This window comes from Streptomyces sp. NPDC004284 (assembly GCF_042874035.1).
Lineage (GTDB): Bacteria > Actinomycetota > Actinomycetes > Streptomycetales > Streptomycetaceae > Streptomyces.
On record NZ_JBIAMJ010000008.1, the window covers coordinates 209415 to 233822 of the forward strand.

24 protein-coding genes and 4 pseudogenes are annotated in these 24408 nt (G+C 69.8%); 8 read left to right on the forward strand and 20 right to left on the reverse strand.

Features of this window, described 5'->3' with window-relative positions; all coding sequences use genetic code 11:
- Positions 1–47: 47 nt before the first annotated feature.
- The 7 genes from ACFYUS_RS22370 to ACFYUS_RS22400 form a co-directional block, all read right to left on the reverse strand.
- On the reverse strand, positions 48–551 hold the full coding sequence (locus ACFYUS_RS22370; protein WP_388854675.1) for an NUDIX domain-containing protein: 504 nt from the start codon (positions 549–551) through the stop codon (positions 48–50).
- Positions 548–1057 (reverse strand): GNAT family N-acetyltransferase, encoded by a 510-nt coding sequence (locus tag ACFYUS_RS22375; RefSeq protein ID WP_388854678.1) that lies wholly within the window; start codon positions 1055–1057, stop codon positions 548–550. Before ACFYUS_RS22375 ends, ACFYUS_RS22370 begins: the two co-directional genes overlap by 4 nt.
- Complete coding sequence (locus ACFYUS_RS22380) at positions 1054–2475, reverse strand: NUDIX domain-containing protein (RefSeq protein WP_388854680.1); 1422 nt, start codon at positions 2473–2475, stop codon at positions 1054–1056. Before ACFYUS_RS22380 ends, ACFYUS_RS22375 begins: the two co-directional genes overlap by 4 nt.
- Positions 2472–3083: a hypothetical protein gene (locus ACFYUS_RS22385; RefSeq protein ID WP_388854683.1), complete on the reverse strand. Its 612-nt coding sequence runs from the start codon at positions 3081–3083 to the stop codon at positions 2472–2474. The genes ACFYUS_RS22380 and ACFYUS_RS22385 overlap by 4 nt, the downstream gene beginning before the upstream one ends.
- A complete protein-coding gene (locus ACFYUS_RS22390; RefSeq protein ID WP_388854686.1) occupies positions 3080–5101 on the reverse strand; it encodes an ABC transporter ATP-binding protein in 2022 nt (673 codons plus the stop codon). Before ACFYUS_RS22390 ends, ACFYUS_RS22385 begins: the two co-directional genes overlap by 4 nt.
- A gap of 1222 nt (positions 5102–6323) precedes the next feature.
- Entirely contained in the window at positions 6324–6485 is a 162-nt protein-coding gene (locus tag ACFYUS_RS22395) for a hypothetical protein (protein WP_388854689.1), read from the reverse strand.
- Positions 6486–6634: 149 nt separating this feature from the next.
- Positions 6635–7249 carry a PadR family transcriptional regulator gene (locus tag ACFYUS_RS22400; protein WP_388854692.1) on the reverse strand — a complete coding sequence of 205 codons (615 nt, stop codon included), beginning with the start codon at positions 7247–7249 and terminating at the stop codon, positions 6635–6637.
- Positions 7250–7349: 100 nt separating this feature from the next.
- Here ACFYUS_RS22400 and ACFYUS_RS22405 point away from each other — a divergent pair, with 100 nt between their 5' ends.
- On the forward strand, positions 7350–7808 hold the full coding sequence (locus ACFYUS_RS22405; RefSeq protein ID WP_388854695.1) for a hypothetical protein: 459 nt from the start codon (positions 7350–7352) through the stop codon (positions 7806–7808).
- Entirely contained in the window at positions 7805–9013 is a 1209-nt protein-coding gene (locus ACFYUS_RS22410; protein WP_388854698.1) for an FAD-dependent oxidoreductase, read from the forward strand. The genes ACFYUS_RS22405 and ACFYUS_RS22410 overlap by 4 nt, the downstream gene beginning before the upstream one ends.
- Before the next feature lie 381 nt (positions 9014–9394).
- Here ACFYUS_RS22410 and ACFYUS_RS22415 read toward each other — a convergent pair whose 3' ends face one another.
- From ACFYUS_RS22415 to ACFYUS_RS22430, 4 genes are all read right to left on the reverse strand, one after another.
- Positions 9395–10327, reverse strand: coding sequence for a hypothetical protein (locus ACFYUS_RS22415; protein ID WP_388854701.1), 933 nt, complete (start codon positions 10325–10327; stop codon positions 9395–9397).
- A 191-nt stretch (positions 10328–10518) separates the two neighbouring features.
- Positions 10519–10692, reverse strand: coding sequence for a hypothetical protein (locus ACFYUS_RS22420; RefSeq protein ID WP_388854704.1), 174 nt, complete (start codon positions 10690–10692; stop codon positions 10519–10521).
- Between the two features lie 417 nt (positions 10693–11109).
- Positions 11110–11247: a winged helix-turn-helix domain-containing protein gene (locus tag ACFYUS_RS22425; protein ID WP_388854706.1), complete on the reverse strand. Its 138-nt coding sequence runs from the start codon at positions 11245–11247 to the stop codon at positions 11110–11112.
- 17 nt (positions 11248–11264) lie between these two features.
- Positions 11265–11447 (reverse strand): hypothetical protein, encoded by a 183-nt coding sequence (locus ACFYUS_RS22430; RefSeq protein ID WP_388854709.1) that lies wholly within the window; start codon positions 11445–11447, stop codon positions 11265–11267.
- A 311-nt stretch (positions 11448–11758) separates the two neighbouring features.
- Here ACFYUS_RS22430 and ACFYUS_RS22435 point away from each other — a divergent pair, with 311 nt between their 5' ends.
- Complete coding sequence (locus tag ACFYUS_RS22435; RefSeq protein WP_388854712.1) at positions 11759–12118, forward strand: transposase; 360 nt, start codon at positions 11759–11761, stop codon at positions 12116–12118.
- 107 nt (positions 12119–12225) lie between these two features.
- Here the strand turns inward: ACFYUS_RS22435 and ACFYUS_RS22440 are convergent, their stop codons facing one another.
- The 4 genes and pseudogenes from ACFYUS_RS22440 to ACFYUS_RS22455 all read right to left on the reverse strand — a co-directional run bounded on the left by ACFYUS_RS22440 (position 12226) and on the right by ACFYUS_RS22455 (position 14242).
- On the reverse strand, positions 12226–12660 hold the full coding sequence (locus ACFYUS_RS22440; RefSeq protein ID WP_388854715.1) for an SMI1/KNR4 family protein: 435 nt from the start codon (positions 12658–12660) through the stop codon (positions 12226–12228).
- A gap of 111 nt (positions 12661–12771) precedes the next feature.
- A complete protein-coding gene (locus tag ACFYUS_RS22445; RefSeq protein WP_388854718.1) occupies positions 12772–13014 on the reverse strand; it encodes a transposase family protein in 243 nt (80 codons plus the stop codon).
- Positions 13002–13529: pseudogene (locus ACFYUS_RS22450) on the reverse strand (IS5 family transposase); the annotation flags it as partial. The gene ACFYUS_RS22445 and the pseudogene ACFYUS_RS22450, both read right to left, overlap by 13 nt.
- 497 nt (positions 13530–14026) lie before the next feature.
- Positions 14027–14242, reverse strand: a complete 216-nt coding sequence (locus ACFYUS_RS22455) for a DUF6243 family protein (protein ID WP_388854720.1) — start codon at positions 14240–14242, stop codon at positions 14027–14029.
- Between the two features lie 433 nt (positions 14243–14675).
- Between ACFYUS_RS22455 and ACFYUS_RS22460 the strand changes: the two genes are divergently transcribed.
- Positions 14676–15311 (forward strand): transposase, encoded by a 636-nt coding sequence (locus ACFYUS_RS22460; protein WP_388854723.1) that lies wholly within the window; start codon positions 14676–14678, stop codon positions 15309–15311.
- A gap of 425 nt (positions 15312–15736) precedes the next feature.
- On the opposite strand, the gene ACFYUS_RS22465 is transcribed toward ACFYUS_RS22460, so the two are convergent.
- On the reverse strand, positions 15737–16807 hold the full coding sequence (locus tag ACFYUS_RS22465; RefSeq protein WP_388854726.1) for a helix-turn-helix domain-containing protein: 1071 nt from the start codon (positions 16805–16807) through the stop codon (positions 15737–15739).
- A gap of 1091 nt (positions 16808–17898) precedes the next feature.
- Here ACFYUS_RS22465 and ACFYUS_RS22470 point away from each other — a divergent pair.
- Positions 17899–18522, forward strand: coding sequence for a hypothetical protein (locus ACFYUS_RS22470; RefSeq protein WP_388854729.1), 624 nt, complete (start codon positions 17899–17901; stop codon positions 18520–18522).
- A gap of 125 nt (positions 18523–18647) precedes the next feature.
- Here the strand turns inward: ACFYUS_RS22470 and ACFYUS_RS22475 are convergent, their stop codons facing one another.
- Positions 18648–19109, reverse strand: coding sequence for a hypothetical protein (locus ACFYUS_RS22475; RefSeq protein WP_388854732.1), 462 nt, complete (start codon positions 19107–19109; stop codon positions 18648–18650).
- Between the two features lie 394 nt (positions 19110–19503).
- On the opposite strand from ACFYUS_RS22475, the pseudogene ACFYUS_RS22480 reads away from it, so the two are divergent.
- A pseudogene (locus ACFYUS_RS22480) lies at positions 19504–20795 on the forward strand (NF041680 family putative transposase); the annotation flags it as partial.
- 42 nt (positions 20796–20837) lie between these two features.
- Here the strand turns inward: ACFYUS_RS22480 and ACFYUS_RS22485 are convergent.
- The 3 genes and pseudogenes from ACFYUS_RS22485 to ACFYUS_RS22495 all read right to left on the reverse strand — a co-directional run bounded on the left by ACFYUS_RS22485 (position 20838) and on the right by ACFYUS_RS22495 (position 23324).
- Positions 20838–21653, reverse strand: a complete 816-nt coding sequence (locus ACFYUS_RS22485; RefSeq protein WP_388854735.1) for a hypothetical protein — start codon at positions 21651–21653, stop codon at positions 20838–20840.
- Positions 21654–21790: 137 nt separating this feature from the next.
- Positions 21791–22138, reverse strand: a pseudogene (locus ACFYUS_RS22490) (transposase family protein); the annotation flags it as partial.
- Positions 22054–23324 (reverse strand): annotated as a pseudogene (locus tag ACFYUS_RS22495) (IS701 family transposase). The pseudogenes ACFYUS_RS22490 and ACFYUS_RS22495, both read right to left, overlap by 85 nt.
- A gap of 100 nt (positions 23325–23424) precedes the next feature.
- On the opposite strand from ACFYUS_RS22495, the gene ACFYUS_RS22500 reads away from it, so the two are divergent.
- Both ACFYUS_RS22500 and ACFYUS_RS22505 read left to right on the forward strand, forming a co-directional pair.
- On the forward strand, positions 23425–23811 hold the full coding sequence (locus ACFYUS_RS22500) for a hypothetical protein (protein ID WP_388854738.1): 387 nt from the start codon (positions 23425–23427) through the stop codon (positions 23809–23811).
- Positions 23812–23944: 133 nt separating this feature from the next.
- Positions 23945–24403: a GNAT family N-acetyltransferase gene (locus tag ACFYUS_RS22505; protein WP_388855166.1), complete on the forward strand. Its 459-nt coding sequence runs from the start codon at positions 23945–23947 to the stop codon at positions 24401–24403.
- Positions 24404–24408: the final 5 nt, after the last annotated feature.

Below are 24408 nucleotides of genomic sequence, written 5' to 3' on the forward strand. Positions count from 1 at the left end.
AAATCCAGTCGAGCCGGCTCGGGGCCGGCGGGCGCCGGCCCCGTCTGCTACGCGTCCCAGTCCCAGGTGTCGAAGTGGGCCGCCATCCCTGTGCGGCGGGCTTCCATGACGGCGGCCAGTCGGGCGAAGTCCCGTTCCGGCATCAGCCCCCGCCAGTCCGCGAGCGGCAGCACCCGGACCTCGTCGTGCTCGTCGGGCGCCAGGGTGATGCCCGTGAGCTGTCGGTCCGTGAGCCGGCCGCAGTCGAAGACGAGGCCCGAGGTCGCGAACGGCCATGCCGCACCGGGGAGTCCGAAGACCGCCGTCGGCAGGCGCGGCGGACCGGGCACCACGAGCCCGGTCTCCTCGGCGGTTTCGCGGACGGCCGTGTCCCACGGCGGCTCGCCCGGTTCGGCCGTGCCGCCCGGCCACTGCCAGGGGTGCTCCGCGCTGTGGACGGCGTGCAGGTGCACCGGCCGGTCGGACTCGCCGCCGGAGGCCACGCTGCCGAACAGCGTGGCCTCCGGCGGCGTCGCCGCGTACTCCTCGGGAGACAGCCACGTCGAGCTCACGCCCTCTCCTTTCCGGGCGCGGGGGCGAGCCGGGTCATCCGCATCAGGGCCGGTTCGCTCGCGAACCCGAACTCCTCGTACAGCGGCGCCGCGTCCTTGCTCGCGTGCAGCTCGAAGAGGGTGACCCCGTCCCGCCCCAGGTGGTCCAGCAGCGCGGACACGGCCGCCCGGGCGAGCCCACGGCGACGGTACGCGGGGTCGGTGGCGACGAGATGGATGCGGGCGGCCAGACCCTTGGGGTAGCGCGGGCCCGGCAGGACGGGGTGGATGAGGCCGAGGGCGCAGGCGGCGAGCCCGCCGGTCGGTGCGTCGACGACGTAGGCGCGGGCGTCGCCCGCGGGGCCGAGCCGTCCGGCGAGGTGATCGCGCGTCCTGTCGAGCCACTCCTCGTCGAGGGGTTCGGACAGGACATGGGCCGAGCGCAGTCGGCTGATCTCGGCGGCATCGTCCGGCGTGGCCGGCCGAACGGCGGGAGCCGCGGCGGGTGTACCGGTGTCGGGCGTCATGACGGGGTGCCTCCGTCGGGTGGTGTCGGGGAAGGGGCGAGCGTGCCGGCGCGGCTGTGGGCAAGGGTGCGGCGACCGCGCTCCACCAGCTCGGGATCACCGTGGGCGGCGCCGTAACCGATGCCGGACACGGCGTCCAGGACCGCCTCCGTCGCCAGATGCGCCCGCTCAAGCGCGGTGAAGGGCCGGCCGTATCCGTCGAAGAAGGCCCGGCAGAGGTCTTCCCGGCCGTCGAAGCGGTCGAGGAGGCGGACGAGGTCCCGCACCACGGGCTGAGGTTCGGAGCGTTCGAAGTCCACGATGCGAAGGCTGCCGTCGGCCGCACGCAGGATGTTCCGGATCTGGAAGTCCCCATGGGTCACCACCAGCGGCAGCGGCTCCAGGCGCCTGGCCTGCTCCACGACCGCACGCACGTGCTCCTCGTCACCGGGAGCCAGATGAGGCCGGGCCGCCTCCAGGTGCCGGTCCACCTTCCCGTACCGGTCCGCACGGGTGATGGTCGGTGTCGGTGGGGGTGGGGGAAGGGCGCTGGCGTGGATGCGGGCCGCGAGCACGCCGAGGGACCGGAACACAGCGCGTTCCTCGACACCGGGCAGGACCGCACCGTGCAGGGGACGGCCCTCGACGGCGGTCACCACGACCGCCAGGAGACCGGGGTCGGCGGCAACGAGGCGGGGACCGCCGCCGCCCAGGCCCGGGACCCACTCGCGCAGAGCCGTCACCTCACGCCGGTGGAAGCGGTCGTTCTGGTGGATCTTGACGTACCAGGTGCCGCCTCCGGCACCACGCGCCTGCCATACACGGCTCTCCTCGCGGGCCCAGGAGACGTCCGTCCAGCCGGCGACACGGCCCACGGCCCGCTCGGTGAAGGCGCGCACCGCCTCCTCCGGGGCGGCGCCGCGGATGCCGTGGCCGGGGACCAGGAGCAGCCGGTCGACGGCCGGGTCGTAGGAGATCGGGTCACCGGGATCCTGGAAATGCAGTGCGACCGGCGCACCGGCCCGGTAGGCGTCCAGCCCGGCCCGGCAGTAGGCGACCATCGGCTCGGGCAGGTCGGCGAGCGGGAACCATCCGATCGCGTCGCACTTGTCCGGTTCGCGCACCTGCGGTGTGCCGTGCCAGCGGCGGACCTCGAAGAAGAAGCCGACCCTCGCCTGTCCGCCCGGGGGCCGGTGGTGCACCGTGACGGCCGCGCGGACATCGGCCGGATCCACGACGAGCCCGGTCTCCTCCAGCGTCTCGCGTACGACGGCGGCGACGACGGTCTCCCGCTCCAGGTGCCCCGACGGCGCGTGCCACAGGCCCGCCGCGTACACGTCCCCGGCCCGCCGGGACAGCAGCACCTCCGGGCCCTGTTCCCCGTCGCGGACGGCGAGCAGGTGTACGTCCACCGGCACGGTGTGCCGCCCGCCGCTCACGCGCCGCCTCCCGGACGCCGGGCGAGCAGCACGGCCACGGCGAACACCGCGTCCTCGCCGCGATTGCTGCGCTCGCCGCGCTGCTCCGACAGTCGCCAGGCTTCGGCTTCGAAGCGGGCATGGCTGCCGCCGAGAAGGGCCGGGCGGGCGAACCCCGTACTGCGCAGGCAGCCGGCCACCTTCGCGGACATCCAGACACGCCGGACCCGGGATGCAAGCCCGGTGACCTGGTCTGCCCGGTAGCCGTCGAACGCGAGGGCGAAGGCCTCGGCCGCCACCGCGTGGAGACCGACGGAGCGTTCGCCCAGGAGCGGTTCGAGGGCGGCGGCCTGACGGTCCTGGCCGGTGGTGGGGCGAGCGGCGGCGACCGGCATCCGGCACAGGCCCGCGTACTCGCCGAGTCGGGCGGCGGCGCCGACACGTCCCGGCGCGGTGCCGGCCGGGCAGGCCATGGCGAACCGCCTCGTGCCGTCGGGCTCGACGGCGACGCAGTCGCGTGTCGCGGTCCCCGTGTGGCCCGGTGCGACCGAGGCGGGGACGATGCCGGAGTCGGTGGCGAGCAGGAACGCCACCCGTGAGATCGGGTACTCGGAGACGGACGGTGTCATGACCGCGCCTGCCCCTCGCCGACGGCCTCGGTCGACTGGTTCGACCTCTCCTCCGTGGGGGCGGACTGCGCCGGCACCGGCGGGTTCAGGAACTGGCGGGCTTGCAGCTCGTACATCTCGCGGAACGCACCGGCCCCGGTGGTGGGATCCATGAGCTCCGTGAAGGTGCCGTACTCGACGACCCGGCCCTCGTCGAGTACGTAGATGAGGTCCGCGTGCCGGACGCTGTGGAGGCGGTGGGTGATCAGGACCGTGGTCTGGCCGGAGCCGGCCAGCTGATGGATCTGGTCGAAGACCCGCTGCTCGGCAGCAGGGTCGAGCGCGCTGGTCGGCTCGTCCACGATCAGGACGGTGCCGTTGCGGTGCCGGGCACGGGCGAGGCCGATCTTCTGCCACTGCCCGCCGGAGATCTCCTGGCCGCCCTTGTAGCCGCGGGCGAGCAGGCTGTCCAGGCCGCGGGGGAGACCCTCTACCACTTCGTCGGCTCCCGCGTAGGCCGCTGCCGCTTCGATGGCCCGGTCGTCCATCGCGGCGTGGCTGCGGCCGATGCCGATGTTGACGCGGGCGGTGAAGGGCCAGCGGAAGAAGTCCTGGGCGACCATCGCGACACGATCGAAGACCTGCGCGCGGTCGGCCTCGGCGGTGCTCACGCCGCCCCACAGCACACGGCCGGAGTCGGGGAGCCGAGCGCCGCTCAGCAGGCGGACGAGGGTCGACTTGCCCGAGCCGTTCCTCCCGACCAGGGCGACGGTCCTGCCCCGGGGGATGACGAGGTCGACCTCGTCAAGGGACGGTTTGTCGGCGCCCGGGTAGGTGAAGGTCACCTTCTCGAACCTGATCTGCTCCGCGTCCTCAGGCAGGGCGAGCCCGCCGGAGGGGATGGCGCGCCGGACCGCCTCCTCGCACAGCTTCTCCAGGTCGGCGACGAACAGGGCTTCCTCCTGGACGTCGGTGACGCGCAGGACCAGGTCCGTGATGCTCGCCGCTCCCGTACGGATCGCCAGCACCGCCGTGCCGGCGACGGCGAGGCCCATCTGTCCGTTCCACAACAGCAGCCCGAGGACGCCGTACGTGGCGACGGTCGCGACGCCGCGTGTCGAGTCGGCGACCACGCTGGTGCGGGCGCCGGTCCAGGCGAGCCTGGTCTGCTCCCGCTCGCTGGTCTCGGCCATCTGCCGGAAGTGCTTCAGGAGGAACGGGGCCGCGTCGTGGACGCGGATCTCGGCGGCTGCTTGCTGATTGATCAGCAGCTGGCTGATCAGCTTGGCGGCCCGGACGTGCTGGACGAAACGGTGCCAGCTGACATACCGGTGCCGGGCCATGGTCAGCGACCCCCACGCACTCGGCAGTGCCATGAGGACCAGGAGCGGCAGCAGGACCGGGTGCAGGACGGTGAGCACGCCGGCAGCGGCGATCAGCGAGATGGCGGAGGTGACCACCGCGGTGCAGTAACCGACCATCCGCCGTGCCGAGTCGGCGCCCCACTGGGCGGAGTCCATCAGCTTGTGGAAGGCGTCGTCCTCGATCGCCTCCAGCTCCACCCGCGCCACCAGGCCGAGATACCGCTCGGTCGCCACCCGCTGGGCCTTCGGCTCCAGGATCCCCGTGGCGGCGGACGAGGCCGACCGGCACACCGAGCCGATCACCGCGAGGACGGCCACCAGTACGAGCGAAGGCAGCGCCGCACGCAGCCGGTCCGTGATGTCGCCGACGGCGAGCAGCTCGACGAGCAGGGAGTTGACCGCGATCAGGGACACCGCCTGGGCGATGCCGCGGACGACCTCGCTCACCGCGACCGTGGTGAACGCCCGCGGGTCGGCCTCGCGCGCCAGCCGGACCGCCACCGCGACCTGCCTCGGCAGCGAACCGGCCATCGCGCGCAGCCCCAGCTTCAGCCAGGCACCGTCGTGGGCGCCCCACCCGTAGTCGTAGGTGAGCTCGCCCCCGAACAGCAGCTGCTCGGAGTCCGACGGGCTTCCTGCGGCGGCTGCCAGCGGGTCACTGTCACTGCTCGTCACGCCCCCCACCTCATATCGGGACGTGCCGCGCGGAAGGCACCGGCCATGCGCCGGACGGGCGCTGCGACAGCCCGACGCCGACCGGGAAGGCCAGCTGGAGGCAGAGGAGTCTCGAGACAGGGCAGGGGGTACATGGAGGGCTCCGTGAAGAGGGATCGCGTGTTCGTGTGGCCCAACGACGCGGCCCGGCACTTCGAACACACGTCTTTCGGTCGGAGCGCCCTCCCCGCATTGCAGGGAGCAGCGAACGTGCGTGCTACACCGACCCTTGCGGCACAAGAGGACGGTGCTGAGGCGGGCTTGGCCGAAACGCCGACGTTCAGGGAGCGCCACATGCCAGGCCGCCGGAACCATCACCGCCGGGACCCGTCGTCCGCCGCCGAACTCAAGCACTCCCGTGTGCGGGGACCGTCCCACGCGTGGCGTTGCCGGTGCGGCGGCTGCCGGTGAGCGACTCCGTCTTCGTCTGCTGGCATCCGCGCCTCGACCGGCCCGGCCTCTCACCGGCTCAGCCGGCCACCGTGTGCGGGCTACGGTTCCTGCTCGACCTCCCGGACCGGCGAGCAGCCGAGGCCGTCCGGTGCCGCATCGACTTCACGTACGCCCTGGCCGTGGAACGGACGATCCCGGCTGTCACCACAGCGTGCCGACAGACTTCCGGGACCGGCTGTCCCAGGACGACCGCGCGGACCCGCTCCTGTCCCTGGCCCTGGACCGGATGCGGCAGGCCGGGACGCATGCCCGCCGACTCCTCGAACGCCTGCCGCCCCGTCGGCGCGGTCCCCGCGCAGAGGCCCTGCGGCAGATCATGGTGCGGAACTTCCTCCTCGACACCCATGGCACCCTTCGGCCCCGCACCGAGAAGGACGGACACTCCGAGGGCGCTCTCCGGATCGTCCCGCCCCGCTCGGCCGCTCCGCACGAGACCACGAGGTCCAGCTCATCGGACCGGCCAAGTCGGCGGCGCCTGGCAGCGCAAAGAACAGACCGGCTTTACCAGGCACGACTTCACCATCGACCTCGACCGCAGCCAGGTCGCCTGCCCGACGGCCGGACCAGCGGAAACTGGATCGAAGCCCTGGCCATGCCCCCCACGCACACGGTCGCCCGGTTCCATCCCACCCCGTGCAACCCGTTGGTGGAAACGGCTCTACGCCACCCGGTCCGGAGTCGAAGGCACCATCCGTGAACTCGACAACGGCCACCGGGCCCGCCGCAGCCGCTACCACGCCCTCCGCGAAACCCGCGTCCAGCACGTGCCGACCGGCATCGCCATCGCCATCACCATGGACATCGACATCGACATCGACATCGACATCGACATCGACATCGACATCGACATCGACATCGACATCGACATCGACATCGACATCGACATCGACATCGAGCGTCTCGCCTCACGCGCACCCGTCCACGTCCACAGTCCCAGCCCCCCACGGCCTTCCAGAAGCGCCCCGCCTCCCGCAGCCCGAGCTGGAATGCCGGTGGCGGCAGGGCAAGTGGCCCGACAACTGAAGACCCCGGCAGCGTCGCTCACTCTTGCGCCGACCCGGCCGCGAGGGCGTCCAGCTGCTCCTTCGACGACGAGAGCCGGCCGGCTCGCAGGTCTTCGACCACCGTGCGTACCCACTCCAGCTCCGCGGCCGTCACCGCCCGCAGGTACTCGGTCTCCAGGCGGGTGATGCGCGGCAGCCCCTGCTCCGCCTCTGCGGTCATGGCCGCTTCCAGTCCGTCGAGCTGCGCCGCGAGGGCGTCGGCCCGCCGCTGCAGTACGTCCCCCATCTCTTCGGGCGCGAGCAGCAGCAGATTCGAGAGAGCGGCCGGGAACTCCGGGAACTCCTGCTTGGGCGTGGAGAGCATCTCCTCCAGCCAGGCGCGGGCGGTCTCACGCCCCGCGTCGGTGACTTCGTACACGGTCCGCTCGGGGTACTGCTGATCGCGCCCGGTCTCGCGGACCGTGATCAGCCCGTCGCTGTTGAGTCTCTCGATCGTGCGGTAGAGGCTCGCACGCTGTCTGACGTTGACGACCTGCTCCTTTCCCCAGTCCTTGACCAGTCGCTGGATGCCGTACGGGTGCAGCGGCTTGTAGTGCAGCAGAGCCAGGACGGTCAGGGCGAGGGGGGAGCTGCGGGGAGCGGATGCGGTCATGGACACGATTTTAGCCCCGGAATGACTAGTTGACGAGAAACTAGTTTCAGTGCAACTATCAAATCGTCAGCGCGACGCAGCCCCGAGAGGAACCACCGAGATGTCCCTCACCGAGCGCATCCACTCCGACCACGACCTCGTCAAGCACCTCGGCAACTGGACCGAGGCCGGCCACTTCGAGATCAAGGCCCGCCATGGCACCGCTGTCCTCGACCTCCGCTCCCCGGACCTTCCCGACGACGTCGAGATCCACCTCGACATGGACCGGGCCGTGGTCAAGCTGCTCGTCGACGACGCCACCGCCATCGACCACTGGAACCTGAGGTGGACCGCCCGCGGCAAGGTCAAGGACTCCCAGCCCTCGTCCACCCGCAACGCGACGGCCGGCCGCCGTGTCCGTCTGTCCGGCTCCGCGGCGAACAGTGAGATCCGCATCCACCGCGGTGGCGTCGCGATCCTGTCGGCGATGTTCTCCCGCGCGTACTTCCAGGATGTGCGCCACGCACACAGAAGCGGCGGCGTACCGACCATCGACGACCCGAAGGGACACCAGTCGTGACCCGCACCGGCAAGACCCGCACCGCGCTCGTCATCGGCGGCGGCATCGCGGGCCCGGTCGCCGCGATGGCCCTCCGCCAGGCAGGGATCGAGGCCTCCGTCCACGAGGCGTACGACTCCACGGCCGATGGGGCCGGAGGCGGCATGACCATCGCTCCGAACGGCCAGAACGCCCTGGATGCGATCGGCGCGGGCGACCTCGTCCGCGCCATCGGAACACCGGTCACCGCCATGGGGCTACGGAGCTGGACGGGCAGACACCTCGCGCAGTTCGCCCCGCCCTCCCGCCTCCCGTCCCTGCAGTTCGTCTGGCGCGCCGATCTCTACCGGGCGATCTACGACGAGGCGGAGCGCCGCTCCGTCCCCATCCACCACGGCAAGCGGCTGACCGGCACGACGGAAACCGACTCCGGCATCACCGCGCACTTCGCGGACGGTACGGAGGCGAGCGCCGATGTCCTCATCGGCGCCGACGGCATCCGCTCCACGGTCCGCTCCCTGATCGACCCGGCCGCAGCGCAGCCGAACTACGCCGGCCTGGTCTGCTTCGGAGCGCGGATGCACCAGTCAGGGATGCCCTCCACCGACGGCGTCATGTACATGTGCTTCGGCAAGCGCGCCTTCTTCGGCTACCAGGTCTTCGAAGACTCCTCGGCGATGTGGTTCGTGAACCTGCCCCACCGCGCCCCGATGACACTCTCCGAGGCCCAGGCCATCGGCGCGAACGAGTGGATGCGCATCCTGCGGAACGCCTTCGCCGACGACCGCACCCCCGCCCTCGAGATGATCAGCCGCACCAAGGCCGACGACCTCCTCATCACCGGCCCGATGGAGAACATGCCGGGGGTCGCGAACTGGACCCGCGGCCGCATGACCCTGATTGGCGACGCGGCCCACGCCGCCTCATCCAGCTCCGGGCAGGGTGCCTCCATCGCCGCCGAAAGCGCCGTCGAACTGGCCCGCTGTCTAAGGGACTTGCCCTACGACCAGGCTTTCGCAGCGTACGAACAACTGCGCCGCCCCCGCGTCGAACGCATCATCAAGCTCGGCGCCCGCACGAACAGCAACAAGACCGCGGGCCCGATCGGCCGCGTACTGCGCGACCTCGTGATGCCGGCCACCATGAAGCTGATCAACCCGGAGAAAATGGCCTGGCAGTTCGACCACCACATCGACTGGGACGCGACGACCGCCCCGCTCACATGAACTCCAGCCCGTCCGCCGGGACCCGGCCGGTGCCCGCGCACAGGTCCAGCACCGCGCCCGGCACCTGCCGGGTGGGATCCGATCGGTCACTGATCCGGGCTATGGCCGCGACCGGCTCCCTGCCGTTCGTCCGGACTCCCGCCGGACAGCTCGTACTTGGTTGGTGGCGTGACGCCGTAGACCTCCTCGGCGATGAGGCAGACACAGCCATCGGGTCGATGCGGGCAGGCACCTGCGCGGAAGACTCAGGCAGCCAAAGGCCGCCGGGTTGCTGATTTCAGTCGGCGACGAGAGCTGGAGCCGTCGAACCCCGCAGGACAGCACGTCCTCCCGAGGGATCGGCAAGGTAGCTGGAACGTAGCGAGTCAGGTTCGGCTTCCGCTACTGAGCTTGAATGCGTGAGGTCGGCCAGCCGTCCATGACCAGGCCGGTTGAGGTCATCCCGCCGGGGATCAAGCCGGTGCGGTCCGTGGACGGGTGACCCGGGCGCGATTGGGCCCGGACGGCCCGGCGCTCCCCGGCCTCGGTGAGCACCGCGGCTCTGGCTCCCTCTCCGGCGTCGAACGCCGCCGGAGAGAAGCGGTCGCTGGCTCCGACGTGCCGTTCCCAGTCGTCCTGCCAGAACTCCACCGTCCATCCCGGCCACAACTCCGGTACTTGGTAAGCCTGTGGCGAGGAGTAGAGGGACCACCAGCCCAGGTGGCGGCGTTCCGGGTCGAGGTGAATGCCGGAGTTGACGTGCAGGTCGCAGTCTCCGTGCCCGGGGGCGTCCGCCAGGCGGTCGAGCAGGGCGGCGCCCTCGCGGACAGGGTGGTCGAAGGCGTCGGAGGCGACGTGGCAGCGGCCGGTGCTGACCGTGATCACCACACCGCCTGGGTCGGGCCCGGCCAAGTCCTCTTCGTCGGGGGCGAGGAGCGGGGCCAAAGAGAGGTCCGAATCGCGGCAGCGGACGTACTCCGGGTCCAGCCCGACGTACTCACGCAGTTCGGCCGGGCCGTCGTACAGCCAGCGGACCTCCCAGCCCGGCCACGCGGCTCGGATCAGCTCGAACATGGCCGCGCGGTGGCGGAGCTCAGTGCTGGGCCCCTCCCAGGCGAAGAACAGGAGCACCTTCCGGCCGAGGTCGAGCAGTATCCCGCCCTGAGCCATGGTGTCGTCCAACCACCAGCCGTCTTGGCGGAGTCCAGGAAGCATGGCGAGAACCGGCGCCGGCCCCTCCAACAGGTCGAGGTCGATTCCGACCGCCCAGCCGGTCCGGTACAGCTCGTGTGTGCCGTTCCCGCGGACCACGATGACGTTGGCTCTGTCTCCCATCGAGTCAGGATGACCGGGCGGGAGGCTGCCGGCCATCCGTTTTCGGCGGCTTCGAGGCTCCGGCGTCCAGAGAGTGAAGGCGTGCCGACAGGATGGGGCCGGCGCCGCGGGCATGCCCTTTGGAGTGGCGCAGTGATCATGTTCCAACAGCCATGCGGTGGACGGTGCCGACTCCGCATGCGTGATGCCGGTCAGTCGTCCACGCTCAGGCCGGTGCGGACCAGGCACTCGCCGACCAGGTTCGGGCGGTACGGGATCTGCTTGATCCTGCGCCTGACGGCGCGGGTGATCTGTCCGAGGCCGACCGCGACGAGGTTGCCGATGCCGCGCTTGACCAGCGACCAGATGCCCTCCTGCGGGTTCAAGTCCGCTGAACGGCTCGGAAGCCGGAAGCCGGAAGGCGGTGAGCCGGTCCGTGTGGTCGGCGATGAACTCGCGCATCGCTTCGACCGGGTGCATGCGCAGGCGGTCCCGTCCCAGACCAGCACGACCGGGCCGCCGAGCTGGATGCGCGCTCCGACCGGCAGGCCGCACGGGTCGCGCCACCCGATGCCCTTCGGCTCGCCCTTGCGACCCCGGTACTTCGCGGACCGAGTAGAACATCAGGGACCGCTTCGCCGGCCTGTAGCAGGTCGGCCCGGCCATGGGCATCCGGCCCGAGTCCCGGCCGCGGACCACTGGCGTGGAACCCCTGCGGCCCCGGCTTCTCGCACGCGGCGGCGTCATCGACTGGCCGGCTTCGTCCTCGAAGACGATCCAGCCGTCACGCGCCGCCGCCGCGCTCATACCCGCGGCCAGGTCTCCTTCTTCCAGACCACGACCGCCGCTTGGTCACGTTCGACCGCCCGCCGGACGGGCTGCTGCCAGAACCAGCCGTGCCGCTTCAGCCGCAGCCACGTGCCCTCCACCGTGCGGCTCACGTGGCACAGCCGGCCGATCAACGTCCTGATCCGCGCCGGCGTCCACCACTGGTCGGCCCCACCGCGAACCAGCGGCCGCGTTCCCGCTCCCGTTCCAGCCTCGCGATCTGCGCGTCGCTGAGCCTCGGCCGCCCCGGCGATCCCTTCGACAAGACCCCCGCTTCGCCACGCCCGCGCCACTGGCGCCGCCACCGCCCCACGGACTGCTCACTGACCCGCAGCGCGGCAGCGATCTCCCCGTTCTTCTACCCGCCCTCGAAGCGTTCCACGGCCTGCGGCCGGACCCGCTCCCTCGCGGCCCTCCTGGTGTCGGTCAACCAGCCGCCCTGTGCGTATCTCACGGTCCAGGGGCTACCGGAGCGGACCGGCCGCCGTCAGGCGAACAGCTCCGACATCACCCAATCAAGTTCAGTACAGACCAGGCGAACGGTCCCGGCTGATATACGCCATCCGCGAGTACCGGGGCCGCAAGGACGAGCCAAAGGGTTTCTCCTGGCGCGACTTCCGGGACTTGGTCGTCCGCGCCCGCATCCAGCTCGGCGGCCCGATCGTGCTCGTCTGGGACAACGCCCGGATCCACCTCGTGCCGCCGTTGAAGGCGTTCTTCGAGGCCAGTACCCACTGGCTGACGGTCTTCCAACTGCCCACCTACGCGCCCGACCTTAACCCCCAGGAGGGCATTTGGTCGCTGGTCAAGCGCGACATCGGCAACCTCGCCAGCGCTGACCTTGGCCAACTGACCCGAGCTGTCAAGCGCAAGCTCAAGCAGATCCAGTACCGCCCCCACCTCGCCGACGGCTGCCTCACCGGCACCGGCCTGATCATGGGCAACGTGGGCCGCGAAGGTGCTCGAAACGCCCCGGCGGAGTGAACGTGACAGCTCCATCCGATCCCCGACCGCCTTCGTCGTAATCCTTCTCGTCTGCGAGGTCCGGATCGCGAGTCGTCCGGTCAGCGTCCCGGGACGACACTGACGACCTACTGGTACCAGTCGTCGCCGCCCTCGGAGAGTGAACGGTCCAGGTAGTCCCTCAGGTCTCCTGCCGCCCACCGGCGACTGTCGGTCTCGTGCTCCCAGACGAAGATGTCCGGACGCTGGGGTGTCTGAACGAACGCGAACTGGTCCCCGCCTCCGTTGTCTCCGAAGAAGAGAAGAGCGTCGAAGGGCATATACAGCTGAGCGAAGGACCTGTCAGATCGGAAGAAGAGGTTCCGGTCGACAATTCGTTCGACGGGCCACACGGTGTCCACTGCGGTATGCCCGATGATCCCGTCACTCTCCAAGAGCAGCTGCCTCAGCTCGGCAGGCAGCCCGCATCCGAGACGGCGCTCTGCGTCAGCGAGGGCCGCCACCTGCGCAGGACTCCGGAACCCTGCCCCAGGAAAGACCTCAAGGATCGCTTCTCTCCACATGGTCCGAAGACTACTCAGCGGCCAACTGGCTCCTGAATGAAGGTGCCCGGCCCACGCGCCAAGCCGGGACCGCAGCCTGCAGCCGGACACCCCCGCCCGCCTGCGCCGACATCACGAGTTCAGCTTCAGTTGTTCGCCGACGCAACGGACCTTGGCGCGGGTGCTGTTGTATCGACGCTGCCACCGGTTGAGCCGACCTCCCCGGAACGGCACCCGGACCGGGCGGCTGGCGCCCTGATAGGCCCGGTCCGCCCGGCATTTCAGGTCGGCCGCAGCGAGTACGTCGACCATGCCGTGCTTACGCACCGCTGTCAGGTCATGCGTCGAGCCTGGCAGCGCGGGCGAGGCCCACAACAGCCGCCCGGCTTGCGCCGCCGGGGCCCGCGGCGGGAGCGGATCGGCGGTATGCCCTTCACCAGCGGGATCAGGGCCTGGGCTGTCATGCAGGTTCGCCGCCGAGATCCCGACAGAGATGGGCAGACCCATCCGCTCAGTGATCAAGTGGATCTTCGAGCCGTACTTGCCCCGGTCCACAGGATTCGGACCCGTCAGGTCCCCCTTTTCAAGGCCCGCATGTTCACCGAGTCGATCGCGCAGCGGGACCAGTCCAGCTCGCCTCGGGACCCCAGCTCGTCGCGGACCAGGCGGTGGAGCTTGGCCCACACCCTGGCCCTCGTCCACTCAGAGAAGCGCCGGTGGGCCGTCGCTCCCGACGGCCCGAACGACGCGGACGGCAACTGCTGCCACGTGCAGCCCGGCGTGGCCACGAACACGATCGCGGCGAGCACCTCCCAGTCACCATGCCGACGCCGGCCGCCGCCCTGGGGTCGCGAAGGAACCTCCGGCACCACCCGCTCGACAACCCCCATCACAGCCCGCAGCCTACTGAGCTGGCCAAATGAGATGACCGCTAAAGCGATCCTGCCCTGCCCGAACACAACCTTCTGCAACACGCTTCAGTGACGGGGCGGGTCGGTAACCTGCGGCGATGATGGACGAAGGTCTCTGACCTGGCCTTTTGCTATTGACTGGCGATGGGGGGCGACGGTCGTGATCGGGTGCTCTGCGGACTGTGTGCGGACTGGCCGGGGCCAGCAGGAGCGAAGCCGTTCCATAGAGCCTGCCGGCTTCCACCATGAGCCCGATGGTTCCACCGAACCAACAGCCTCGGCAACGCGGTGCACCCGCCACCCTTCTTCGCAACGCCACGTGTACACGATCTCGAACGAGGCGAATCCGCCCAGCCAGAGGGGTGGACGTGGTCCGGTGAGCGGGATCGGCCACGCTCGGTACGGCAGCAGGGCCCGGACCGCGCGTCGCGGTCCGGGCCCTGCCCCGTGCGGTGCCGCCCTGCGGCGGCGGTGCGTCAGCTCTGTGCGGGTTCGTCGCCCGTCTGCCCGGCGCCCTCAGCTGCGCCTGTCTTCTCGCGCATCTTGCGTACCAGCTCCGCCTTCTTGTCCGCTGCGTTCCGGCGGTCGAGGTTGCGGTGCGGACCGTTGTTCTGCCGTTCGGCGCGGGACAGCCTCTTGCGCTGGCCGCCGCCCTGGCCCACGGGGTTGTTGATGTTCTTGCTGTCGGTCACGGGTTCTCCCGGTAATGATGTGAAGTGATCTATGGATTCAGCGGTGGGGGACGGGCAGCGACGTCGAAGAACGTCAGCAGGGGCCCGTCACGCTCTCACTCGTGAATCGGCGTCTGGAAGAACATGACAAAGACGTTACCCTGTTCCGTCGATCCCGCACGCCACCATTTCGCCGCTCAGCGTCGGCTGGGCCTTCAGCGAGCCCCCGCTGCCAGCCGTTTCCTTCCGAGAATCTCAGGACCGCCCACACCCGCCAGTGGTCGCCTCCCGCCCGGGGCAGGTCCAGATGGGCGTAACTGAGCCGCCGCGGGCGCTGTCAGCAGTCCGCGAGCACACTGACGGCAGGAGCCGGTCATCGCACCTGCGACCCGCCGTTTCAGGGCAACGCTTTACAGCGCGTCGCAGAAGGCTCCGGTTCGGGCGTTTTCCCTGTATGGGTGGGGTGCTGAGGGCTGAGCCGTTGTGGGCGGAGACGTTCACGGGTCTGCGGATGCGGCAGCTCGCGCCGCTGTTCGGAGTCTCGCCGGCGACGGTGTGCCGGGTCATCCAGCGGCTGCGGCCGCTGCCGGCGATCGAGTCCGTTGTCTGCCCGGCCGACGCGGTGGAGCGGTTGTGGATCGTGGACGGCACCCTCATCCCGTTCCGCGACCGCAAGACCGGCATCTCCTCACGCAACTACCGGTTCCCGGCGAACGTGCAGGTCATCATCGATGCCGACACGAAGCTGGTGACCGCTGAGGCCCGGCCGGTGCCCGGCAACACCGCGGACGCGAGAGCCCGGCGGGACTCGGGCCCGGCCGCCGTCTGCGAGGGCCTGACGATGCTGGCCGACGGCGCCTACATCAACACCGGGCTCGTCGTCCCGCACCGCAAACGCCCGGGCAGGGCCCTGCTGCCCGGCAAGGAGGAGGACGATGCCGAGCACCGCAGAGTACGGGCCCGCGTCGAGCACGCCTTCGCCCGGATGAAGCACTGCAAGATCCTCCACGACTGCCGCCAGCGCGCCAACGGCCTCCACCACGCGGTCCAGGCCGTCGCCCACATGAACAACCTCGCCATGGCAGCATGAAGCAGGCCAGCCCGGAAACCAGCCCTGACCTGCCCGAACGTAACCTTCTGCAACACGTTTTAGACGTCGTTCCTCATGGCTGCAGTGCGGAGCGGGCAACCTCAGGGAAGCCTGGCTCGTCCAGCAGCGCATCGAACACCTCCTCCACGGAGGTCTCCTGCGTGCACGGGAAGCAGTGATCTTGCGCTTGGTGTCCGTGCCCATGAAGAGGGGGAGGGGGCCGGCCCGGGCCCAGCGGACGCGCTCCGGCAACTCAGGGGGCACTCGGAGGATCCGCCATCGCCGATCCTTGGGACGGAGGTACTCTCGCTCCACCCTCTGCCACAATCCGACATCCGTGACCCCAGTCCGAGTTCTGAGTTCCGGGGTTCGGGGTCCGGGGGCCAAGGTCCCTGCGGGCTCAGCCCCGCGTGCGGCGGTAGTGCTCACCGCGGTCGTCGACGGCCGGCCCCGTGCGCTCGGGTCGCCTCCGCGCGGAACTCGCCCGGCGTCATCCCGTACGCGGCCCGGAAGGATCGGCTGAACCCCGCGGGCAGCAGCAACCCCCAGCGGGCGGCGATGGCGGCGATCGGCAGGTCGCGCAGTCGGGGGTCGGCGAGATCGGAGCGGCACCGTTCCAGCCGGAGGCGACGGATGGTCGCCGCGACCGTTGTGGGCTCGTGCCGGAACAGGGTGTGGAGGGTCCGGAGCGAGATGTGATGGCGGGCGGCGATGGAAGCCGGCTGCAGCTCGGGGTCCGCGAGGTGGAGGCCGATGAAGGCGACGATCCGGGCGCGCAGCTCCGCCGTACGCGATTCGGGCGACGCGAGCCCACTTCTGTCGAGGACGTCGGCGGCGAAGCAGGTCACCAGGTCGGCGGTCACGTTGCCCAGTCGGTGGGCTTCCGCAGGCCCGAGCCGGGACGCCTGCGTGACGATGGTGTCCAGATGCTGGCGGAGCAGTACACCGCTCACCCTGTCGTGGGGCAACTGCCGGGCGAGGAGCCGGTCGGTCTGCGCGGCGGGCAGAGAGAGGGAGCTCCTCGGGATGCGGAGCACGGTCACCTCCGCCGCGGCGGCCCGGTTCCGTATGTCGGCCTCCAGGGGGTGGGAGGTGTCGAAGAGGACCAGGTCGCCCGCGGTGAAGAACCCGTCGTTACGGAGCTGGGTGCAGCCCATGGTCCCGCGCCGGATCCACCCCAACTGGTACGTATCGGGATCGGCCCGCCGGATGTGCCGCACCGTACGGGCCGCCCGCAGCGGCGGGAACGTGAAGTGGGCCACCTGCACGGCACCCAGTTGGAGCGCGGACACCTCGGACCGGAAGTCCTCGGTGTGCGGGGTGGTAAGAGTGATGGGGAAGATGTACTCCTGGACCTGGTCGGAGTACCAGGCGAATCGGTCCCTCGCCTCTACGGCGTCACTGCTCAGCGTCACCACCGGCACACCGTCATCGGCGCACTCCTGGTCGGAGTCGGAGGAAGAACCGGACGGCTCTACAGGGCGGTCAGCGAACACCCGCACACGGTAGGGAACGCGCGCGCGAGTGTGCCAGGATCCTTCCGGTCAAGACCGGGTACCGACCCCCGCAGTGCCCGCGCCCCGGCCTGGGCTCGCGGTCGATCCGCGCCGTGAGGGCGTCAGCTGGAACGAGAGACGGTGCTCGGCGGGCGCCAACGAGTGAGCGGTCGGTCTTCGGCGCGACTGCCGTGACGGTGCCGTTCCTGTGGGATCTCGCGGTGACCGACTCGGTCGCCGTCCGCGCCGATGCGACGCGGCTTCTCCTGACGATCCTGGAGCAGGTCAACCCTTCGCGCCTCGGCGTTCCGTACGCCTCCCACCAAGGCCGTACGGAAGGACAGGAGCCTGACGGACAGGCTGGCCGGTGACAGGAACGTCGCCGTGCGGACGGCGGCTCAGGAACTGGTGGCCGTCATCGATGACCACACCTGCGGGGCCTGACGTACCGCCTGACGTACCGCCTGACGTACCGCCTGACGGTACGTCGCAGCGTGACCAGCAGGAGTATGGTTGTGGACCGCTGGGCCCCTGCCCGCACGGCGAACGGTCCCGGCCTGCCGCGGCCCCGGTCGTCAGGTCGCGGTGGGTACGTAGGGCGCCGCCCCGATGCGAGCCACGGCCGGGAGCTTCGTGAAGCAGGAAGCGCAGTATCCCTCGTTCAGCAGAGGGACGACCTTGTCGAGGTCGGCGATGCGGCCCCAGAGTCGTACGACGCCGTCGTCGTCGAGTCCGGCAGGGCTCCCTGGAGCCCGCGACCTCTACGGACATGTGCTTCGACGACCCGCTCTGGCTGACTCTGTGACAGGTGAGCGGGCCGGACTCCACCGCCCTGCGACGGCCTTCCGCTCCGGCTTCCGCCCCACCCCGTCTTTTCCCCGCAGGAGACCGGTGAGCACCTCGCCTCGGATCTCTGCGGGTCTTCGGTCGCTCCGTGGGCCCAGGGGGCGATCAGCGCTCCACGCCAAGGCACCCAGCGCTCAGAGCCAAGCCGAGGAGAGGGCCCTCCCTCACGATGTGAGCATCCATCAGATACGCCGCCCGCCCGCTCCCGGGTTCAGGGCGGCAGCGGAACGAAACGGGGAGGAACGATGTCCGGCTTCTCATGGAAGACCGTACGCGGCGGGCGGCGCGCCCTTACCGCCTGGGCGATCGCCGCCGCTGCACTGGTCGGTGGCGCGGTGGCACCGGCGAGCGCGGCCGATCGGGTGGGACCCGCCGACACGGCGCGGCCCGCGCTGCGACACGTGACCATCGCTCCGCGGCCGGTCTCGCCGCAGGTCGCCCAGCAGATCAAGGAGGGTTCCCGCGCCAAGGGCGCTGACGGACGCATCTCCGGTGCTAGCGAATGGACCACCGGATGGGCGTACTGGACCACCCCCGACGGCCTGACACAGAGGGTGCGGATGCACGTCTACCTGGACTACGGCCCCGACGGGAAGCTGCACGACTACGCGTGGGGTGAGGCGTACCTCTATCACACCAGCGATGAGCTGTATCTCGACGTGTCGAACACGTCGGGCAACGGCCATTGGCCGTGGCGTGCGCAGCGAGGCTTCGGCTGGACGGGCGACGACGCCCTCTTCGTGACGAACAGCGCCACCTACGACGGCCCCGGCTACTGGGTCCGGGCCTGCGGGGTGAGCTGGAGTCACGGTGATCCCTGGGGCAGCCCCCAGTGGGGCGTGAACATCAACTGCACCGGCTGGAACTGACCTTCGACACCCCTTCGGTGCTTGCGGCACCGTGGCCGCCGCACCCCCTCGGGCTCCACTCGGGACTGCCCTCGGGGCGCGCGGCGGCCACGTCGTGCGCCGAGCAGGCGGAGACACCGCGCGGATCAGTGCCAGCGGGTCAGCCTGGACGCGCTGAACGGCTCCCAGTGGCCCTTCGTGCCGAGCCTGACCACCGCGTTGTCGGGCCAGTAGACCATGTTCCCGAAATCGGACCCCTTGTAGTCGTCGATCTCGAAGTAGCCCATCAGCTTCCAGCTCCTGCCGCCGTCGAAGCTGCGGTCGATCCACACGTCGTACTTGCCGCACACGGACCCGACCGTAGCCCTCGCCCACGCGTACCACATGCCGTTGTTCTTGCCGGAGCGCAGCTCCATCGTCGAGCAGCCCGAGCCGTTGACCCGGTCGTCGGTGTCCTTCTGGTCCCAGCTCGCCAGCCCGGGATCGAACTCGTCACAGCTGAAGCCCGAACCACACGGCAGGGGCGTGGCCGCCGATGCGGTGCCGGCCAGCGGGAACGCCGCCATCACCAAGGCGGCTGCCAGTACGAACGCTTTCCTGCTGAACATGAGCGAAGTCCTCTTCTCTGCAGGGTGATCGGTCTGTGGTGAGCGATGCGCGCCCATCATGACCACGCCCGCACCGGTCGGCTTGGCGATCCGCGCGCGATCGCTTGCGTATGCGTGCCGACTCAACCGTCCGCGCGCACGGGTGGGCGGTGACCTCAGCTGTCGTACGGGCTCCGCGCCACCGGCTGCCCGCACGGCACACATGCCCGCGCGGGCTCCTGCAGCGCCAGACCAGACGGCAGCGTGCCCTGGCCGGGCGCCTCGGCGCCGTTCGTCGGCGGGGAACCGGACCCGGGACCGGGCCGGTGCCTACGCGGAAGACGCCCGGCGCGGCGCTCCCGATGCTGGGCAGGTTACCGACCGGTTCCACCTGTGGCAGGGCCTCGGCCGGGCCGTCGACCTCACGCTGACCGCCGAGCACCGCCGCGGACACGGCGCGATGTACGAAGCCTTGAACAGCGGGAACGTCCAGGTGCCGCGGCTGCGGCAGGCGCTGGCCGGGCTGCCGCAGCCCGAGGCCGCTGACGGGCGTCTGGTCCTGGCCGTGGATGTCACCCACTGACTACGGTCGGACGCGCCGACCAGCGCGGACCGCTTGTTCTGTCACGTCTACGGCCGCAGTGGACGCTCGTCGGACCAGCTCGTCCCCGGCTGGTCCTGTTCGTTCGTCGCCACGCTGAAGTCGGGCCGGACCTCGTGGTGTCAGATCCTGGACGCGTTCCGGCTAGGGTCGGCCGATGGTGTCGTCGAGGTCACCGCCGCTCAGGTCCGCCGGGTGGTCACCGACTTCATCGAGATGGGCCGATGGAAACCGGGTGACCGTGACATTCTGGTCGTCTTCGATGCCGGATACGACGCTCCGCGTATGTCCCGTCTCCTGGCCGGGTTGCCGGGGGAGGTCCTGGGGCGGAGGCGTACGGGCCGTGTGATGCGCAAGCCCGTCCCAGTCCCGTGGATCTCTCCGCCGCAGGGAGGGCGACCGCTGAAGCACGGCAAGGAGTTCCGCTTCGCCAAGCCGGACTCATGGGGCGTTCCCGACGCGGAGACCGTGCAGGTCACCGACGGCTATGGCACCGCTCGCGTGATGGCCTGGGACCGCCTTCACCCGAGGCTGACCACGCGCTCGGCATGGGTCGATCACACCGGCGAACTCCTTGTCTTAGAAGGCGTGTTGATCCTTCTGGAGGTCGACCGTCTGCCCGGCGGCCGCGATCCGCTGCCGGTCTGGCTGCGGTCGTCGGCGACCGGCCTGTCGGGTGAGGACGTCGATCTGCGCCGGCAGGCGTTCTTGCGCAGGTTCGATCTGGAGCACGCCTTCCGGATGATCAAGCAGACGCTGGGCTGGACCCGTCCGAAGCTCCGTACCCCCGCGGCGGCGGACCGGTGGACCTGGCTGATCATCTCCGCCCACACTCAACTCCGCCTCGCCCGGCCCCTGGTAGTCGACCTTCGTCGTCCGTGGGAGAAGCCAGCCGAGCCCGGCCGGCTCACCCCGGCCCGGGTCCGCCGGCGTTCAGGAACCTCCGCCCGAACCTGCCCTGTCCGGCCCGTGCGCCGAAACCCGACCGGCCCGGCCCCGGACACCCGCCCGGCTCGAAGAACCGGCATCCCGCAACCCACTACGACGTGGGCAGAACCGTCAAACGCCCAGAGAGCCTGATCGAACGGGACCGAGCCAGACCCTGACGAGGGCCGTGGGAGACCCCGATTCTGCTTCCACACTGGCGGTCAGGTCGCGGTGGGGATGTAGCGCACTGCTGCGACCTGGGCCATTGTCCGAAGTTTCGTGAAGTAGGAGGCACAGTACTCCTCGTTGATCAGGGGCACGACCTTGTCGAGGTCGGCTATGCAGCCCCAGAGGTGGGCGATGCCGCTGTCGTCGAGTCCGCCCTTCAGTTCCCTCTGCACGAGGCCTGCGACGTCGGCATCCAGGAGGACCAGGTCCACGCCGTCGAAGTCCACGCCGCGGAAGCCGTCGGGGAACAGCGCGCGCAGGTGGTTCTCCCACAGTCGGGCGAGTCGGCCTTCGGGCTGTGTTCCGCCCACGTCGGCGGCGGTCGCCTCTGCCACGGACGGTGGGCGAAGGAGCAGGGAGACGGCATCGAAGACGGCACGCACCATTGCGACGGCCTGGATCGGGCGGAGGGCGGCACTTGACTCGGCGCCCTGCGTGAGCCTGTCGCGCAGCAGTCGGCTGCGGTCGAGTTCGGCGGCCAGTCCGGCCGTGATGAGCCCTGCGTCGGTGGCCCGCTCAATCAGGTCGTGGAGCGGCTCGTTCATGGCCAGACGCTCGGCGAGTACGTGTTCCAGGGCGAAAAGGGAATGCGTGACGGCGACGGTGGCGAACTCGTACCGGTAGTAGGAGTGTCGGATGAGCTCGCGGGAGGTTTCCAGTGCGCTCATGACGTACATCGAAGCATCGCCTGGCATAACCAGGTCGGCAACCAGGGCGTGCATGTCTGCATAGTCGAGAACGAGGTCGCGGGCGCGCGGGTCCCGTACCGGCAGGAGGAGCGGGTCGGGCGGTGGTGGCAGGGTGTTCACCGGTGCAGTCTTGTCGTCGGAAGACTGTCGGTGCCATCGGATTTGCTCGGGGCGGTTGGCGATCCTGCCGCATGTCACCACTGGCCCGGTCCGACCTTGAAGAAAAAGCTAAGGATCTTCAGCGTTGCCTTTCCAGAGCGTTGCCTTTCCAGGGTGAGGACGGCCTTGGTGATTGAGGTGAGCCGATCGGGGCCGATGCGGGCTTTGCGGAAGATCCGCCAGGCCTTGAGGCGGGCGAAGGTCCGCTCGACGGGGGAGCGGAGTCGGGCATGCGCCCGGTTGACGGCAGCCTGCTTGGGCGTGAGGGGGGCGTCCGAGGTGGCGTTTGAAGGGCACCTGGAAGGTTCCGCCGGTGTCGGCGTAGGGCTTGTCGGCCAGTACTCCAGTCTGGCTTCGCGATCTATGTGCGGACTGCGGGGGTGAGCCGTCTTCGGTAGTGGCTGCGTCGGGCTGTTGCCTGGTGGCGTCTGCGCCAGTTTGACCAGTGCAGGAGCCTGACTGGGGACTGGAGCGGTGGGTTGAATGCGGCTGCGAGCAGGTGGCGGATCTCCGGGACTGTGAGGTCGAGTGGTTCACTGCTTCGGGCGAGGTGATCCGGGTCGACAGCGCGGGGCGGTGTCGTGCTGGTGGCGACGGCGGTCAGGAAGGCAAGGGCGAGCATGGCGAGAGCGATGTGCCGGTGCCATGCCGTCCAGTGCCTCATCTGGTAGTGGTCCAGGCCGACTTGGCCCTTGGCGGCCTGGAAGCATTCCTCGACGTACCAGCGGATGCCGGCCACGCGCACCAACTCGGACAGGGCCACCGGGGTGGGTGACCAGCGCAGGTAGAAGGCGAGTTCCTGGGTGACGGGGTTGCGGCGTATGAGCAGGTGGCGGTGGTCACCCTTGCCGGCCTGGATCCAGGCCCAGTCGTAGCAGCGCGGGCCTTTCGCCCCGGCTCCGGCACTTTGCCGGTGCCAGGCCGTGGCGGGCAGAAGGCTGGTGACGGTGTCCGCGCGGACGAGGGTGCGGCCGGATTCGATCCGCACCCGGGTGGAGCAGGCGACGGCCGGGACGTAGCCGGTCGCGCGTGCCTCCAGGGCGGCGCGGAGTTGGGGGCCTGTCCGTAGGCTTCGTCGCCGGTCACCCACGAGGCGGTGACTCCGGCGTCCAGCGCGGCAGTGATCATCTGCCCGGCGAGGCGGGGCTTGGTCTCGAACTGGGCATCGCCGGGGATTCCCGCGGTGCGGCGGCGGCGCTCAGTGTCCTGGCACCAAGAGTGCTCGGGCAGGTACAGCCGGCGGTCGATCAGTGTCCGTCCCCTGCTGGTGGCGTAGGCGAGGAACACGCCGACCTGGCTGTTCTCGATCCGTCCTGCGGTGCCGGTGTACTCCCGTTGCACGCCCGCCGATGCGCGGCCCTTCTTCACAAAGCCGGTCTCGTCCACGATCAGCACCCCGCCTGCGATGCCGAGGTGGTCCACGACGTAGGCGCGGACCTCGTCGCGGACCATATCGGCGTCCCAGCGGGCGCTTCGCAGCAGACGCTGCATCGGCCCGGGCCGCGCATGACCAGCTTGTTCGGCCAGCCGCCAGCAGTTCTTGCGCTCGACGCCGGAGAGTAGTCCGAGCAGGTACGCGCGGGCGGTGGCCCGGGGTTCCACTCGTCCGAACCGCCCCGCGATCCGGGCCATCGCCTGGTCGAACATCGCCCGCCAGCGGGCAGGTTCTACGCTATGGCCCGCGGCCACCGCACGATCTTCAGGAGTCCACACAACCCCCGATGATCACGCGGTGGCCGTTCCCATCCCCGGCCAGGTCCAAGGCAGTGCCGAACTCTTCGCTCGGCCCGACGGCTCTGATCGGCAAGATGAGCGTATGGACAGCGAACCTCTTCAGATCCCGCTTGACCAGCTTCGGTACGTCTTCGAGCTGGCGCTGCAACACATCGAAGCGTCGGCCGGCAGCACAGTGGCACTCGAACGTGACTACTTCTGGTCTGTCCCGGGCGACGAGCTCTACGCCGTCCCCAATGAACCGCGCACGATCACAATCGGCCAGCTCTCCGAGTCATGGCAGCACCTTGAGGATCTACTCGCCGACCCGGATCGGGCCGTGGGCCACCACCTGGTCTGGCTTGCCGATGTCCTCCGTGCGATCGGGCAGGACACCGCCCGGTAGCCACCACGCCTGCCCAACGTGACGTGGAATCACGAAGTCACACTGGAGTACTAGGGCGTGTATCGGAAGAAGATCAAGGTCCTGAGTAATCGCGTGCTCCGGAGCCAGGCTGACTGACATACTCCGCGCCGTGATGACTGACCACAGCTCCGGCCTGGCCCTGACTATCAGCGAGCGTGACTCTGAGCTCAACGACCGATTGACCGAAGCGTTGATCGCCTTCAACAGCGCCGCCACAGGCGCTCCCGACCGCGGTACGTTCTCCATCAAGGTCATCGATGAAGCAGGTGAACTGGTCGGTGGGTTGACCGCGCGAACTTGGGGCGGCCTCTGCGGCATCGAGCTGTTGTGGGTGCGCGAGGACAGTCGCAAGGATGGTTGGGGTAGCAGGATCTTGCAGGCAGCCGAGGCTGAGGCACGGCGGCGTGGTTGCGATCACCTCTCCACCTCCACCTTCACATTCCAAGCTCCTGGCTTCTATCAGCGCCATGGTTTTGTCGAGACCGGTCGGACGCCGGGTGTCCCTGGCGGGCACGCAGACGTGCACCTGTTCAAGTCGCTGACCGACTCGCCACGCTTGCCCGAGTCGTAGACGTG